Source organism: Dactylosporangium vinaceum (assembly GCF_019904175.1).
GTDB classification, from domain to species: Bacteria; Actinomycetota; Actinomycetes; order Mycobacteriales; family Micromonosporaceae; genus Dactylosporangium; species Dactylosporangium vinaceum.
On record NZ_CP061913.1, the window covers coordinates 4,578,081 to 4,593,782 of the forward strand.

At 74.1% G+C, this 15,702-nt stretch carries 12 protein-coding genes and 2 pseudogenes; 13 read left to right on the forward strand and 1 reads right to left on the reverse strand.

Annotated elements, in window-relative coordinates:
- Positions 1 to 24: 24 nt before the first annotated feature.
- From Dvina_RS55760 to Dvina_RS20355, 12 genes and pseudogenes are all read left to right on the forward strand, one after another.
- Positions 25 to 1,452, forward strand: a pseudogene (locus Dvina_RS55760) (beta-ketoacyl synthase N-terminal-like domain-containing protein); the annotation flags it as partial.
- A 168-nt stretch (positions 1,453 to 1,620) separates the two neighbouring features.
- Positions 1,621 to 3,945: pseudogene (locus Dvina_RS55765) on the forward strand (SDR family oxidoreductase); the annotation flags it as partial.
- 327 nt (positions 3,946 to 4,272) lie between these two features.
- Positions 4,273 to 4,572: an acyl carrier protein gene (locus Dvina_RS55770; RefSeq protein WP_425516568.1), complete on the forward strand. Its 300-nt coding sequence runs from the start codon at positions 4,273 to 4,275 to the stop codon at positions 4,570 to 4,572.
- Positions 4,573 to 5,604 carry a MupA/Atu3671 family FMN-dependent luciferase-like monooxygenase gene (locus Dvina_RS20315; protein WP_223104041.1) on the forward strand — a complete coding sequence of 344 codons (1,032 nt, stop codon included), beginning with the start codon at positions 4,573 to 4,575 and terminating at the stop codon, positions 5,602 to 5,604. It begins immediately after the preceding gene.
- Complete coding sequence (locus Dvina_RS20320; RefSeq protein WP_223104042.1) at positions 5,601 to 6,866, forward strand: condensation domain-containing protein; 1,266 nt, start codon at positions 5,601 to 5,603, stop codon at positions 6,864 to 6,866. Before Dvina_RS20315 ends, Dvina_RS20320 begins: the two co-directional genes overlap by 4 nt.
- The gene (locus Dvina_RS20325; RefSeq protein WP_223104043.1) at positions 6,863 to 7,783 is read left to right on the forward strand and encodes a beta-ketoacyl-[acyl-carrier-protein] synthase family protein; all 921 of its coding nucleotides are present in this window, start codon (positions 6,863 to 6,865) and stop codon (positions 7,781 to 7,783) included. Before Dvina_RS20320 ends, Dvina_RS20325 begins: the two co-directional genes overlap by 4 nt.
- Before the next feature lie 12 nt (positions 7,784 to 7,795).
- Positions 7,796 to 8,464 carry an FMN-binding negative transcriptional regulator gene (locus tag Dvina_RS20330; RefSeq protein ID WP_223104044.1) on the forward strand — a complete coding sequence of 223 codons (669 nt, stop codon included), beginning with the start codon at positions 7,796 to 7,798 and terminating at the stop codon, positions 8,462 to 8,464.
- Positions 8,461 to 8,727: an acyl carrier protein gene (locus Dvina_RS20335; RefSeq protein ID WP_223104045.1), complete on the forward strand. Its 267-nt coding sequence runs from the start codon at positions 8,461 to 8,463 to the stop codon at positions 8,725 to 8,727. Before Dvina_RS20330 ends, Dvina_RS20335 begins: the two co-directional genes overlap by 4 nt.
- Positions 8,724 to 9,236: a flavin reductase family protein gene (locus tag Dvina_RS20340; protein ID WP_223104046.1), complete on the forward strand. Its 513-nt coding sequence runs from the start codon at positions 8,724 to 8,726 to the stop codon at positions 9,234 to 9,236. Before Dvina_RS20335 ends, Dvina_RS20340 begins: the two co-directional genes overlap by 4 nt.
- 25 nt (positions 9,237 to 9,261) lie before the next feature.
- Positions 9,262 to 10,296, forward strand: coding sequence for a methyltransferase (locus tag Dvina_RS20345; RefSeq protein ID WP_223104047.1), 1,035 nt, complete (start codon positions 9,262 to 9,264; stop codon positions 10,294 to 10,296).
- Complete coding sequence (locus Dvina_RS20350; protein ID WP_223104048.1) at positions 10,293 to 10,796, forward strand: GNAT family N-acetyltransferase; 504 nt, start codon at positions 10,293 to 10,295, stop codon at positions 10,794 to 10,796. The genes Dvina_RS20345 and Dvina_RS20350 overlap by 4 nt, the downstream gene beginning before the upstream one ends.
- The gene (locus Dvina_RS20355) at positions 10,796 to 11,515 is read left to right on the forward strand and encodes a PIG-L deacetylase family protein (RefSeq protein WP_223104049.1); all 720 of its coding nucleotides are present in this window, start codon (positions 10,796 to 10,798) and stop codon (positions 11,513 to 11,515) included. The genes Dvina_RS20350 and Dvina_RS20355 overlap by 1 nt, the downstream gene beginning before the upstream one ends.
- 30 nt (positions 11,516 to 11,545) lie before the next feature.
- Here the strand turns inward: Dvina_RS20355 and Dvina_RS20360 are convergent, their stop codons facing one another.
- On the reverse strand, positions 11,546 to 14,320 hold the full coding sequence (locus Dvina_RS20360) for an AfsR/SARP family transcriptional regulator (RefSeq protein WP_223104050.1): 2,775 nt from the start codon (positions 14,318 to 14,320) through the stop codon (positions 11,546 to 11,548).
- Between the two features lie 351 nt (positions 14,321 to 14,671).
- Between Dvina_RS20360 and gntD the strand changes: the two genes are divergently transcribed.
- Positions 14,672 to 15,673: a guanitoxin biosynthesis L-enduracididine beta-hydroxylase GntD gene (gene gntD, locus Dvina_RS20365; RefSeq protein ID WP_223104051.1), complete on the forward strand. Its 1,002-nt coding sequence runs from the start codon at positions 14,672 to 14,674 to the stop codon at positions 15,671 to 15,673.
- Positions 15,674 to 15,702: the final 29 nt, after the last annotated feature.

Below are 15,702 nucleotides of genomic sequence, written 5' to 3' on the forward strand. Positions count from 1 at the left end.
GCCGTCGTCGGCGTCGACTGCCGGGTGCCCGGCGCGCGTGACCACGCCGAACTGTGGCAGCACCTACTGCACGGCCACGACGCCATCACCGACCTCGACGACGCCGCCCTGCTCGGCGCGGGCGTGCCAGGCGCCAGCCTCGCCGACCCCCGCTACGTGCGCCGGGCCGCGGTGGTCGACGGCACCGATCGCTTCGACGCCTCATTCTTCTACCTCAGCGCCCGCGAGGCCGAGCGGATGGACCCCCAGCTGCGCATGTTCCTGCAGGCGTCGTGGGCGGCGCTGGAGCACAGCGGGCATGACTCGGAGCAGTACCCGGGCCGCATCGGCGTCTTCGCCGGCTCGCTGGCCAGCACCTACCTGCTGCACAACGTGCTCACCGGCGCCTTCGACGGGCGCCTGGACCGGCTCCGCGACGACCTGCCGACACTGATGGGCAACGACCCCAATTACCTGGCCACCCGGGTCTCCTACCACCTCAACCTGACCGGGCCGAGCATCGCGGTCCAGACCGCCTGCTCGACCTCGCTCGTGGCCGTGCACCTGGCCGCGCAGAGCCTGCTGGGCGGCGAGTGCGACCTCGCCCTGGCCGGCGGCGTGGCGCTGCGCTTCCCGCACGAGGCCGGCTACCGCCACAACCCCGACGGCATCACCTCGGCGACGGGCACCGTGCGGCCGTTCGACGCCGCAGCGGACGGCACGCTGTTCGGCAACGGTGCCGGCGTCGTGGTGCTCAAGCGACTGGCCGACGCCGTCGCCGAGGGTGACACCGTCTACGCCGTCATCCGCGGCTCGGCGGTCGGCAACGACGGCGCCGACCGGGTCGGATACACCGCCCCCGGCATCGCCGGCCAGGCCGCGGTGCTGACCGAGGCCCTGGCCGTCGCGGACGTCGACCCGGCCACGGTCAGCTACCTGGAGACCCACGGCACCGGCACCCGGATGGGCGACCCGATCGAGCTGGCCGCGATCCGCGCGGCCTATCCCGCCGCCCCCGGGGCCGGGCCACTGACGATCGGCTCGGTGAAGGCGAACCTGGGCCACCTCAGCACCGCCGCCGGCGTGGTCGGGCTCATCAAGTGCGCGCTCATGCTGCACCACCGCACGCTCGTGCCGACCCCGCACTTCGACGCGTGGAACCCGGAGTGTGCCGCCGACGGCGGCCGGCCGCGGGTCGGTGTCGCGACCCAGCCGTGGCCGGCCGGTGACACCCCGCGGCGCTGCGCGGTGACCTCGACCGGCATGGGCGGCACCACCGCGCACGTCGTGCTCGAGGAGGCGCCCGCCCGCCCGCCCGCGCCCGCCCCCCGCCCGGTGGCGCTGCTCCCGGTGTCGGCCAAGTCCCCGGCCGCGCTGCAGGCCGCTCGGACCGCCCTCGCCGAGCACCTGGCCACCGCCGACGCCCCGGCCCTCGACGACGCCGCCTACACGCTCGCGATCGCCCGGCGGACCTTCAACTACCGCACCGTCGTGGTCGCCGCCGACCGGGCCGAGGCGGTCGCGGCGCTGCGCACCGGCAACGCCCCGCACGACTCCGGCGCACCCGCGGACACCCCGGTGGTGTTCCTGCTCCCCGGCCAGGGCACCCAGTACCAGGGCATGGGCCGCGGCTGGTACGAGCACCTGCCGGTGTTCCGGGCCACCCTCGAGCGGTGCGCCCGGGTGCTGCAGCCCGAGCTGGGCTTCGACCTGTGCGAACTGCTCTACGGCGACGACGGGCACGACCTGACCAGCACCAGGCTCACCCAGCCGGCCCTGTTCGCGGTGGAGTACGCGCTCGCCGAGCAGTGGCTCGCCTGGGGCGTGCGCCCGGCCGCGATGATCGGGCACAGCGTCGGCGAGTACGTCGCCGCCTGCCTCGCCGGAGTCTTCGACCTGCCCGACGCGCTGCGGGTCGTCGCCGAGCGCGGCCGGCTCATCGACGCCCTGCCGGGCGGGGCGATGGCCGCTGTCACACTCGGGCCCGCGGACCTGGCCCCGTACCTCGGGCCGGACGTCTCGATCGCCGCCGTCAACGAGCCCGGCGTGTGCACCGTGGCCGGCCCCGCCGCCGCGGTCGCCGAACTGACCGCGAAGCTCGGCGCCGACGGCATCACCCACCGCCGGGTCGTCACCTCGCACGCATTCCACTCCGCGATGATGGACGCCGCCGTGGACCCCCTCGTCACGCTGCTGCGCACGGTGCCGCTGCGCCCGCCGCGCATCCCGTTCCTGTCCAACCGCACCGGCACCTGGATCACCGACGAGGAGGCGACCTCCGCCGAGTACTGGGGCGGGCACCTGCGCGACACCGTCCGGTTCTCCGACGACCTGGCCACCGTGCTGGCCGGACCCAAGCACGTCTTCCTCGAGGTCGGCCCCGGCCAGACCCTCGCCACATTCACCCGGCGGCACCCCGAGCGGGAGACCGGCGTGCTTGTCGTACCGTCGGCGGCCCGGGCCCGCGACGCGGCCGGGGAGATGACAGCGGTGATGACCGCGGCCGCCCGGCTCTGGGTGGCCGGGCAGCGCATCGACTGGACCGGCTTCTACCCCGGCGGCGGGCGGCGGGTGCCCCTGCCGACCTACCCGTTCGAGGGGGCGCGATACTGGATCGAGCCCGGATCGCCGGAGCTCATCGGCGCCCGGCGGTCCTCCCGGCCCGGCGACCCGGCCGGGAAGCTGCCGCTTGACGACTGGTTCTCGGTGCCGGTGTGGCGCCCGGCGGTCGGGACCGTCGACACCCCCGCCACCCCCCTCGCCGAGCGGGTGCTGCTCTTCACCGACCCCGACGGCACCGCCGAGCGACTGGCCGCACTGGCCTGCACGGGCGAGGTGCTGACCGTCCGCGCCGGCACGCAGTACGCCCGCGACGGCGACGCGTTCACCGTGCGCCCCGAGGCCGAGGACGACTACACCGCGCTCGTCGCCGCCCTGCAGGCCGAGGACCGGCTCCCCGACCGGATCGTGCACGCCTGGTCCACCGCCGCCCTGCCGGGTGAGCGCTCGATCGAGCGTTTCGAAAGGGCTCAGCGCACCGGCCTGTACAGCGTGATCGCACTCGTCAAGGCGCTGAGCGGCCGCGGCGTCACCCGGCCACTGCGCCTCGATCTGCTGACCGCGGGCGCGTTCGCGGTGACACCCGCCGAAACCGACCCGGCGCCCGGCTCGACGGTCGAAGCACTGGCCGAGCTGGTACCGCTGTCCGTCGCGGCGAAGGTGATCGGCCAGGAGCACGGCAACATCGGCGCCCGCCACATCGACCTGCCCGCGCCGGTCGACGACCGCTCACTGCACACCCTCGCCGGGGAACTGGCCGCGGCGCGGCGCCCGGAGGTGGCCACCGCGGTGCGGGCCGGGCGGCGCTGGGTGGCCGACCTCGAGCCGGTCCGCGCGGACTGGACCGCACCGGCCCGTTCCCGCCTGCGGCCCGGCGGCACCTACCTGGTCACCGGCGGGCTCGGCGAGATCGGCAGCACGATCGCCGGCTGGCTGCACCGCACCACCGGCGCCCGCCTCGCCCTGCTGACCCGCGACCCGCTGCCCCCGCGGGACACCTGGGACGCCCTGCACCTCGATGACGGCGACACCGCCCTGCGGGTGGCCCGCCTGCGAGCCCTCGAGGCGGCCGGCGCGCAGGTCCTCACGCTGGCCGCGGACGTGGCCGACGAGGCCGCGATGCGTGCCGCGCTCGCCCGCACCGTCGAGCGCTTCGGCGCGCTGGACGGCGTCGTGCACGCGGCCGGCCTGCCCAGCGAGCAGTGGGACCGGGCGGTCACCGCGGCCAGCGTCGAACAGTGCGGCTGGCACTTCGGACCGAAGGCCCACGGCCAGATCGTGCTGGAGCGGGTCCTGGCCGGCCACCCGATCGACTTCGTCCTGCTGCTGTCGTCACTGGCCGGGGTCCTCGGCGGCCTGCGGCTGCTGGCCTACGGCGCGGCGAACCACTTCATGGACGCCGCCGCCGAACGGGCCGGCCGTGGCCGGGACACCACCGTGTGGATCAGTGCCGGCTGGGACGTCTGGCAGCACCACCAGGACGAGAAGCGGGCCATCTCCGCGATCGGGCGCAGCATGGACGACAAGGCCATCCAGCCCGAGGAGGGCCTGGAGGCGATCCGCCGGCTGCTGACGCTGCGCGACGTGTCGGCCGTGGCCGTCTCCACCTGGCCGATCGGGCACCGCCTGGACCAGTGGGTGCGCGATCCGCGGATCGCCGAACCGAGCGCCGGCGGCGCCGGGCCGGTCGAGGGGACGCATCCCGGCGACGACCTCGCGGGACACGTGCTGAGCATGGTCCGTGCCGCCCTCGGCGAACCCGAACTACCGGCCGCGGCCGATATCTTCGAGCACGGCGGTGACTCACTGCTCATCGTGCGGCTGCTGTCGGACCTGCGCGACCAGCTCGACGTGGAGATCCCGCTGGCCGACGTGCTGTCCGAGCCGACCGCCGACGCCCTCGCGGCACTCGCCCGGCGCCGGCAGGCCGAGCGGTCCGCCGGCGCCGACGCCGACGCCGACGCGCTCGCCGCGGAACTGGCGGCGCTCGCCCCCGAGGAACTCGAACGCCTGCTCGCCGAGGAGGAGCACTAGATGGACTTCAGCCTGATCTTCTTCTCCGGGGACGAGAAGAAGAAGTACCGGTTCGTCATGGACGCGGCCACCTACGCCGACGACAACGGCTTCCACGCCATCTGGACGCCGGAGCGGCACTTCCACCGCTTCGGCGGCCTCTACCCCAACCCGTCGGTCCTCGGTGCCGCGCTGGCCGTGCACACCCGGCGGCTGCAGATCCGGGCCGGCAGCGTGATCCTGCCGCTGCACAGCCCGATCCGGGTGGCCGAGGAGTGGGCGGTCGTCGACAATCTGTCGCGCGGCCGGGCCGGCATCGCGCTGGCGACCGGGTTCAGCCCGGTGGACTTCGCGATCCGCCCCGGCGGCTGGACCGACAGGCGGCAGGACACCTTCGACGCCGTCGGCACGATCCGCGAGCTGTGGGAAGGCGCCCCTGTCACCGTGCAGGACGGGCTCGGCCACCCGGTCGAGGTCGAGCTGCACCCGCGGCCGGTCCAGCCGGAGCTGCCGATCTGGCTCACCTGCACGAAGAGCCGGGAGACCTTCGAGACCGCGGGCCGGCTGGGCTGCAACGTGCTGACGGCGCTCATCGACATGACGAACGAGGAGCTCGAGGAGAAGCTGGTGCTCTACCGCAAAGCCCTCGAACAGCACGGTCACGACCCGGACGCCACCACCGTCACGCTCATGCTGCACACGTTCATCGGCACCGACCTGGACGAGGTCCGGCGCACCGTGTGGCCGCCGTTCAGCGAGTACCTGCGCTCGTTCTTCACCGTCGTGGACTCCCAAAAGAAGAACCTCGCCCCCGGCGCGGGCGTGCGCGATATCTCCGCGGCCGACCAGGACGAGCTGATCCGGTTCGCCTTCGACAAGTACTTCGAGAAAGGCGCCCTGCTCGGCACCCCGGACTCCTGCCGGGCCGTGGTCGAGCGCTTCGCCGGCATGGGCGTCACCGAGATCGCCTGCCTCATCGACTTCGGCGTCGACGAGGACCTGGTGGTCGCGAGCCTCGCCGAGCTCAACGAGCTGCGCAAGGCGTTCGCATGAGCGCCCCGCACCCCTCCCTCGCCACCATCGTGGCCGCCCTCGACCCGCAGGCCCGGGCCCGGCTGCGCGCCCGGCTGGACATCGCCCGGCCCGCCCTCACCCCCGGCCAGCGCCGGCTCTGGGACGGCACCGGGCACATCGTGTGCCAGGCGGTGCATCTGCGCGGCCCGGTCGACGCCGACCGGCTCGCCGACGCCATCACCGCGTTCACCCGCCGCCACGAGGCGCTGCGCACCACGTTCCGGGTCGAGGCCGCCGGGATCGTGCCCGTCGTGCACCACGACCTGCCACCCCGCATCGAGCGGCTGCGGTGCACCGGCCGGGCCGAGGCCGAGGCGGCCGCCCGCCGACTGGCCGGCGAGCCCTTCGACCTGAGCGCCGGGCCGCTGCTGCGCGCCGGGCTGGCCGCCGGCGCCGACACGGACGAGACCTGGCTGCTGCTGGCCGTGCCCAACCTGGTCTTCGACGCCTGGTCGTTCGAGCTGCTCCTGGACTGGCTCGCCGCCCGGCCGGCCGATCCCGGCCTGGCTCCGGCGTTCAGCGCGTTCGCCGGGCAGCAGCGCCGGTGGGTCGACTCCGCCGAGGGGCGGGCCGCGGCCGAACATTGGGCGCGGGTGGTGGCCGATCCGCCGCCCCCGCTGCCGGCCGACGACCCGGACGCGGCCGCCACCGGAGTCGGGCGCCGGGTGGCGTTCACACTTCCCGCGCAGGCCGGCGCCGCGGTGCAGGCGGCGGCCCGAGCCGAGGCCGCGACACCGTTCGCAGGCTGGCTGGGACTGTTCGGTGCGCTGCTGGCCGAGTGCAGTGGCCGGCCCGACGTGCTGCTGAGCACGTTCACCGCCAACCGGGACCGGCCCGGGACGGCGGACCTGGTCGGCTACGTGCTCAACGTGCTGCCGGTCCGGCTGCGCGGACCCGCCGAGCCGGACCTCGGAGCCTGGGTCCGGGCCGCCCGCGACGCGACCCGGGCCGGGCTGCCGCACGCCGCCTACCCCGGCGAGCTGATCCCCGGGCCGCCGCCCTCCGTCGCGTTCGTGTTCGAGCACCTGGCGCCGCAGCCGCGCACCATCCACGGTGCGGTCGCCGAACCGTCCGATGTGGACCGTGGCACCGCCCGCTACGAGCTGACGCTCTCGGTCCAGCCGGGCCCGGACGGGGCCGCATGCTGGCTGGAGTACGACGTCGCCCGGTACACCGAGGCCACCGTGCGGCGGCTCGCCGAGCGGTTCGCCGCCCTCGCCGGGCGGGCGGTGACGGCGTGAGCGCGATCGCGCGGCTGTGCGCGCCCGCATACGAGCTGGGGGAGTACGCCGACAAGGTCGCCGACCTGCCGGAGGTCGCCGCGACCGAGCCGGGCGCCGGGCTCCTCGCGCCGGCGGCGGGCTTCGAGACGTACCACTGGACGGATTGCGGCGTTGCCGACCTGCTCGTCCCGGCGGCCCGCCGGGCACTGCTCGCGGCCGAACTGGACCCGGCCGAAGTCGACCTCGTGGTGCTGGCCACCGACTCCCTGCCGCGCGACCGCACCGCCCCGGCGCTCGTCGCCGAGCTGCTCGGTGAGCTGGGCCTGAGCCGGGCCACGGCGCTGACGATCGGGCTGCTCGACTGCGCCACGGCGATGGTCGCGCTCGGCACGGCCGCCTCCTATGTCCGCGACGGCACCGCCCGGCAGGTGCTCGTGCTCTCCGGCGACGTGGCCGAGCAGGCCACCGGCGGCCGACGGGTCGTGGCCGGCGGCGCGGCGATCGCCAGTGACGCGGCGGCCGGCGTGGTGATCTCCGCAGACCGACCCGGCCGGGCGATCCTGGGCCTGGCCAGCCACACCGCCACCGCGCTTGTCGTGGGCGAACCGCCGCCGCAGGTCCAGCTGGCCGCCCGGGTCCACGGCCACCGGGCGCTGTTCGACCGGCTGCTGGCCGGCCGGGGCCTGCGCCCCGCGGCCGTCGGCACGGTGCTGCCCAGCAACTTCGCCCGCAACGTCCAGCGCATCTACCTGTCCGAGGCGGGCTTCACCGACGCGCAGCTGGCTCTGGACAACGTGGCCCGGATCGGCCACTGCCTGGGCAGCGACCCGCTGATCAACCTGGTCGATCAGCCGCCCGGCGATCGGCCCGCGGTGCTGCTGGGCTCGGGCGTCGCCCACCTCGCCGCCGTGCTCATCGCCGCCGAGACCCGCTGACGAGGAGAACCGATGTACGTACCACCCCTCTACCGCCCGGCCGACCTGACCGTGCAGCACCAGCTGATCGAGCGGCACCGCTTCGGCCAGCTCACCACGATCATCGACGGGCGGCTGCACGGCGTGCACATCCCGTTCGTGCTCGATCCGCAGCACGGCCCGTACGGCCGGCTGCGCGCCCACCTGGCCAAGGCGAACCCGGTGGTCGCCGCGCTGCGGGCGGGTACCGCGGCGATGGTGGCGTTCACCGGGCCGCACTCCTACATCTGCCCCGACGACTACGCCACCGACCCGCACTTCCCGACCTGGAACTACGCCGCCGTCCACGTGCACGGTCGCCCGAGCCTGCTCACCGGCGCCGAGGAGCTGCGCCAGCTGACCGACCTGATCGCGGCCGAGGAGGCCCGGCGGCTGCCGAAGACGCCGTGGACGCTGGCCCGCGTGCCCGATGAGCTGATCGCGCAGTACCGAACGATGATCGTCGCCTTCGAACTGCCGATCGACACCATCGAAGGCATCTTCAAGCTCGGCCAGAACAAGGAACCGTCCGATGTCGACGCGCAGATCGCCGCGCTGCGCAGCCGCGGCGAGCCGGACACCGCGGGCATCGCGGCACTGCTGGAGACGCACAACGCGGCCGCCCTGGACGAGCACCGCGCGGCGCGGGAGGGAGCGCGATGAGCACCACCGAGACCACCGTCACCGCCCGCATCGCCGACATCTGGCGCGAACTGTTCGCCGAACCCGCGATGCCGCTGGACGGTGCCGACAACTTCTTCGTCCTCGGCGCGTCCTCGCTGCTGGCGATGGCGATGGTGGAGCGGCTGCGGGCCGAGTTCGGCGTGCCGGTCAGCATGCTGGCCGTCACCGAGCACCCGCAACTGGCGGCCCTGGCCGACCACGTCGCCGGGCTGCTGGTGGACCGGGAGCAGGGCGAGCTGTGAGCACGCTGGTGCCGGTCACCGGGGACGCGCTGCGGTGCACCGCCCGCGGCGTACCGACCGGGGTCACCATCGTCACGTCGGGCCACGGTGCGACACTGCACGGGATGACGGTGAACAGCTTCGCCACCCTGTCACTCGCTCCGCCGCTTGTCGCCTTCAGCATCCGCGAGGGCTGCCGGCTGCGCTCCCGGCTCGCCGCCGGCGCCGCGTTCGTGGTCAGCGTCCTCGCCGACGACCAGGCCGAGCTGGCCCGCCGGTTCGCCGACTCCAGCCGCCCCGACGGGCTCGACGGCGTCGGCACGGTCGCGCTCGACGAGGGCGGCGTCACGGCCGGTGGTGCCATCGCGGGCGCCATCGGCTACTTCTCCTGCCGCACCCGCAGCCTCACCGGCGTCGGCGACCACACGCTCGTCGTCGGTGAGGTCGTCGGCTGCGGCGTGCTCGGCAACCGCCCGCCGCTGCTGTTCGCCGGCGGCCGGTTCCACCGCCTCGGCCCCGCGCTGTGCTGAGCCCCCATCACCTCAGGAGCATGCCATGGATCTCACGGCCACCGGCCTGGCCCCGCTGCACACCGCGCTGCGCCGCCTCTACGACGAGGACTACGCGCTCTTCCACCGTCTCTTCGCGGGCGGACGGGCACCGCTGCAGCCCGCCCTGGACACCGTGGCCGGGCTGCTCGCCGAACGCGGCCTGGCCGAGCGGGACGGCGGCGAGCTGCGGGCCGCGGTGCGCTTCCACCGGCTGGGCGACGACCTGCTGGCCACCGATCATCCCGGCTACACCGGCCGCGACCGGGTGCTGTACCTGTCGGACAACGAGTCGCTGCTGCTGGCCCGCAACCTGCCGGACTGCACCGGGCGCCGGGTCCTCGACGTCGGCGCCGGGTCCGGGGTGCAGGCCGTGGCCGCCCGCCGGCGCGGCGCGGCCGCGGTGACGTCGATCGACATCTCGCCGCGGGCGGTCGCGATGACCCGGTTCAACCTGGCCCTCAACGGGCTGCCGGCCGACGACGTCCACCTCGTCGGGCTGGCCGACTTCACCGCCGCCGCGCCGTTCGACATCGTCGTCAACAACCCCCCGTTCGTACCCGTACCGCCCGGCACCCCGTTCATGACCAGCGGCGCCGGCGGCCTCGACGGCCTCGACTTCGTCCGGCTGCTCGTCGATCGCCTGCCGGACCTGCTGCACGAGCGCGGCGAACTGCACCTGACCACGCTGTCGCCGGGCGGGCGGCACGTCTCCGAGGTGGAGCTGCTGCTGCTCGGCCTCGCCGGCGACCGGCCCTACCGGCTGCGGGTCCGTGAGGTCTTCGGCCGGCCGTGCCCGATCGCGGAGAGCCTGGCGCCGTTCAAGGGCCACGCCGACCTCGACGCCTGGCAGGCCGAGCTGGCCGAGCGCGGCTATACCCACATGCACAACCTGCTGATCGCGCTGACCCCCGCGGCCGCGCCGGCGTTCGAGCGCTCAGTACTCACCCCGGCTGTCGAACTGCACCCGGGCAACAAGGGCAGCACCACGTGGGACGGCCTGCACGCCGAGATCCGCCTGGCGCTGGAGTCGGCCCGATGAGCCGGACCGTGCGCACGCCGGTCGAGGCCGACCACGCCCGGGTCCTGACGGTGCTGGACGGCTGGTGGGGCGGCCTCGAGGGCGCCGACGGCACCCGGCAGCGGGCGGCGCTGCTGCCGCGGCTGTACTTCCAGCACTTCACCGACACCAGCCGGATCGTCGAGGACGACGGTGCACTCGTGGCGTTCCTCATCGGGTTCCTGTCACCGGCCCGGCCGGACGAGGCCTACGTGCACTTCGTCGGCGTGGACCCGGCGCGCCAGGGCCAGGGCCTCGGCCGGGAACTGTACGAGTGGTTCTTCGCGCTGGCCCGCGGCCGGGGCCGCACCGTCGTGCGCGCCATCACCTCGGCCGGCAACGCCGGCTCGCACGCCTTCCACACCCGGATGGGGTTCGTCGCGCAGCCCGGGCCGCGACAGTTCGAGGGCCGCCCCGTGCAGCCCGACTACGACGGCCCGGGCCTGGACCGGGTCACCTTCGTACGCCACCTGGAGGTCTGATGGACGAGCCGCTACGACCGCTGAGTGAGCATTGGAGCCGGGCGCTGGCCCTCGTGGCCCACCCGGACGACCTGGAGTTCGGGGCGGCGTCGGCGATCGCCCGCTGGACGGCGGCCGGGCGCACGGTCGTCTACGCGCTCGTCACCAGCGGCGAGGCGGGCATCGACGGCATAGCGCCGGCCACGGCCGGGCCGCTGCGCGAAGCCGAGCAGCGGGCGGCGGCGGCCGAGGTCGGCGTCACCGAGGTCGAGTTCCTCGGACTGCCCGACGGTGTGCTCGAATACGGGCTGCCGCTGCGTCGCGCCATCGCCCACTGCGTCCGCCGGCACCGGCCGGAGATCGTCATCACGAACAACTTCCGCGACACCTGGGAGACCGGCGAGCTCAACCAGGCCGACCACATCGCGACCGGCCGGGCCCTTGTCGACGCCGTGCGCGACGCCGGCAACCGCTGGGTGTTTCCGGAGGAGGGCCTGGAGCCGTGGCCGGGCGTGCGCCAGATCTGGGCCGCGCACTCGCCGCTGGCCACGCACGGCGTCGACGTCACCGAGACGCTCGAGGCCGGCACCCGGTCGCTGCTGGCCCACGAGGCGTACAACGCGGGCCTGAACCTGCCCGGCTTCGACCCCGCCGAGTTCCTGCGCGACCTGGCCGCCGGGACCGGCCCGCGGCTGGGCTGCCGATACGCGGTGGCGTTCGAGGTGGTGCGCTTCGGCTGAGCGCCGGGCAGGTGCGGGCCGGGTCGCACATCAGCGGCAGGTGCTGGCCAGGATCCGCTGCCTGACGATCTCCCGGTCGGGGTGGTTGAGCTCGTCGAACGTCCGCTGGGCCCGGCGCCAGTAGTCCAGGGCCCCGGACTGGTCGCCGAGCGCGCAGCGCAGGTCGCCGTATCGCCGCTGGGTGGTGGCGATGTGGTAGCGGTGCCCGATGCGGTCCAGCGCCTCGTCGAGCGGCAGGACCCGCTGATAGCAGGCGTCGGCCGCGGCGAGATCGCCCTTGCGCTGGTAGGCCCAGGCCAGGCTGTCCCAGCTGTCGGCCTCGCCAGGCCGGTTGCCGGTGCGGGCGTAGATGGCGATCGCCTCCTGGCAGGCGGTGGTCGCCGTGTCGAAGTCGTCGAACCGGACGCTGAACCAGCCCAGGGAGTTGAGCGCGGCGGCGACGCCGTCGGCGTTGTCGTCGACCTCGTGCAGCCGGTGTGCGCGCTCACAATGGTGACGGAACTCGGTGGCGTGGTCACGCCGGCCATGAAAGAGCGCCAGCCGGTGGTGGGCCGTCGCCTGACCGGAGAGGCTGCCAACCTCCGTGAACAGGTCCAGGGCCCGCAGCAGCTCGCCGAGGGTCTCGGCGTCGTCCAGGCGCAGCGCGTCGCCCGCCCCGCCGAGCTCGAGGCGGGCCGTGGCTTCGGCCAGCGGGTCGCCGAGCCGCAGCGCGCCCTCCAGCGCGCAGTCCGCGATCTGGTGCCACGTGTGCCAGCGGCCGAGGCGCTCCAGGAACGGGGCGGCTCGCTCGGCCAGGCGCCAGCAGTAGTCCGGGAAGCCGTCTCCGGTGGCGTGCCGGATCGCCGCCGTGATCGCGCCGCGGTTCGCCTCGTACCACGCGCCGCCGTCACCGTCGTCGCGGACCGGACCCTGGTGCAGCTTGGCCGGCGGCGGCGCAAGCGCGGACAGCCGGCGCTCGGGGACCAGCAGTTCGGCCGCGCGGTGCAGCGTGCGCAGATAATAGTTCAGGACCCGGGCCGTGGCCTCGCGGCACTCGGACCGCGACTCCTCCCGCTGGACGGTCTCCAGCGCGAAACTGCGAATCAGATCATGCATGGTGTACTGCCCTGGCAATGCGATGTCCAGCAGATGATTGCGCACCAGGTCGGTGCAGGCACGCCGGGTGGCCGGCACGGACAGGTCGGCCAGCTGGGCGGCCGCGGCGTGCCCGATGCGCCCGCCGTGATGCAGGGCGAGGCGGCGCAGCAGCCGCTGCCCGTCCGGCGTGAGATGGCGGTAGGAGCCCGTCAGCAATGTGCGGACGCTGGTGGCGGTGTCGCCGGTCTCGAACCGGTCCAGCGGGCTCGGCATCTCCTCGAACAGCCCGATCAGCTCGGCGATGCTCAGCGTCGGGTGGGCAAGTGCCGTGGAGGCGAGGATGCCGGCCGCCAGGGGGATTCGCTCGCACAGGGCGACCAGGCGGTCGAGGTGCTCGGGCTCGGCGGCGAGGCGGCGGGCGCCGATGCGCTTCTGCATCACCTCGACGGTCTCCTCCACGGTCAGCGGCGGCAGCGAGACGAGCTGGGCACCGGCGCTGACCAGCAGGCCGCGCAGCTGGTTGCGGCTGGTCACGATGGTCAGACAGCCGGGCTCGCCGGGCAGCAGTGGTGAGACCTGCTCCTCGTTGCCGGCGTTGTCCAGGATCAGCAGCACCCGCTTGCCGGCCAGCGTGCTGCGTAGCAGGGCCGACTGGGCGGCCAGCCCGGCCGGGATCCGCTCGTCCGGCATCCCGAATGCGGTGAGCAGGCACTGGATGGCGACCTCCGGTGGCAGTGGGCGGTCGGCCGTGTCGAAGCCGTGCAGATTGATGAACAGCTGCCCGTCCGGGAACCGGTCGGCCACCCGGTGGGCCCAATGCAGGGCCAGCGCGGTTTTGCCGATGCCGCTGATCCCGACGATCACCACGACCGGGGCCGCGTTCTGCTCCGGGTGCTGCGCCCGGCTCAGCGCCGCGTCGAGCGTCTGCAGACCGTCGACCCGGCCGGTGAAGTGCTGGTGGGCCGGGGGCAGCTGGCGCGGGACGACCGCCGGTGGCAGCGGCGGCGGTGGCAGCGCCGCGCCCGGGCCGCCCGGTGCGGCGCCGCCGGCGGCCGGCGAGCCGAGCAGGTGCTCGTCGTCGTTGAGCACGGCCTGGTGCAGCCGCTGCAGGTCCGGGCCGGGCTCGACGCCGAGCTCGCGGACCAGCTCGGCCCGCACGGTCTGAAAGGCGAGCAGGGCGTCGGCCTTGCGGCGGCTGCGGTACAACGCGATGATCAGCTGCGCCCAGGACTGCTCGCGCATCGGGAACGCCTCGACGGCCCGCTGCAGGTCGAGCACGACGTCCTCGTGCCGGCCGACGGCCAGCTGGGCGTCGAAGTACAGCTCCCGGGCCCGCAGGTGCAGCTGCTCCAGGTGCTGCAGCTCCCGTTCGCGCAGGACGGGCGATGGCACCTCGGCCAGCGGCTCGCCCCGCCACAGGTCCAGCGCGCGGCGCAGCTGGTCGATGACGGTTGGCCAGTCCTGCTCGTTGGCGGCCGCCCGGGCCGTGGCGTAGTGGCGCTGGAAGCGCAGCACGTCGACCTCGTTCTCGTCGGCGACGATGAGGTAGCCCTGTGGGCGGGTCTGGATGCGCGCACCGAGGCGCGGACCGAGGGTGCGCCGCAGCCGCATCATGTAGGTGCGCAGCGCGGCCCGGGCGTTGGCCGGCGGCTCCGCGTCCCACAGCACCTCGATCAGGTGATCGACCGAGAGCGGCCGCCCGGCGTTGAGGAGTAACGCCGCGAGCAACGCCCGCTGCCGCCCGGAAGGTACATCAATTGTAGCTTCTCCATCACTGACAGTGAGCGGTCCAAGCAAGCGGGCGTCCAATACCACTACTCCTCGCAGCTCCCCCGGTCGTTGCGCCCCGGCCTCAACGGACTCGGTCACGACCGGCCGGGCCCGGCGACGGCGCCCAGGCCAAAGACCGGCGTCACTACGTTAGCTCGCGTCCGTCACCGTCGGAACACGCGGTGTCGTCAAACAGCTCCGGTGTCCACGCTTTGGGAAAGCGGGGAAATCGGGGCGATACCGCCGTGTTACACGCCCGACCCACGATCGACGCGTTTGCCGGACCACGTCGGACGGGGGAGACTGGGGATGGACACCCGTGACCTGCCAACGCGCTTCGCACTGCGCCCGCACGAGGCCGGTGAGGTCGACGTCCTGCTGGAGCAGTTGGCCGGTGAGGACCCCGGCGCGGAGCCCTTCTACGCCCGGGCCTGGGAGCTCACCGACTCGCTGCCGGTCCGGCTGCGCCGGTTCCTGCACACGTTCCGCAGCACCGAACCCGCCGGGTGCGCGCTCATCACGGGCCTGTCCGTGGACGATGCCGCGGTCGGCCCGACCCCGGTCAACTGGCGCGCCGCCGGGGCCCGCCGCGAGGAGCTATACCTCGGGCTGCTGGCCATGGTCCTCGGTGAGCCGTTCACCTGGTCGACGCTGCAGCACGGCCGGATGATCCAGAACATCGTGCCCGTGGAGGGTGAGGCGGCCCGGCAGAGTGGCCACGGCCAGGTCCTGCTCGAGTGGCACACCGAGGACGCCTTCCACCCCAACCGCTGCGACTACCTGCTGCTGCTCGGCGTGCGCAACCACGACGGGGTCGCCACGACGACGGCCTCGATCCGCGACGTCACACTCGACCCTGAGCAGCGCGCCGTCCTGGCCGAACCGCGCTTCCAGATCCGGCCCGACGACGAGCACCTGCGCCAGCTCGCCGGCGTCGAGCCGGCCAGCCCGGGCCTCGCCCAGATGCGCCGGATGGCCGAAGACCCGCAGGCGGTCGCCGTCCTCTTCGGCGCGCCCGACGACCCCTACCTGCGCATCGACCCGTACTTCATGACCGCCGTCCCGGGCGACGCGGAGGCCCGTACGGCGCTCAAGGCCCTCGTCGCCGGGCTCAACGACGCCCTGCACCGCGTCGTCGTGCGCCCCGGCAGCGTCCTCATCGTCGACAACCACCGGGCCGTGCACGGCCGGGAGTCGTTCACGGCCCGGTTCGACGGCACCGACCGGTGGCTCAAGAAGATCATCGTCACCCGGGACCTGCGCCGCTCCCGCGAGCTGCGGGCCGCACCCGACTGCCGGGTCATCGGCTGACGGTCGAATCCGCCAATTCGCACCACGCC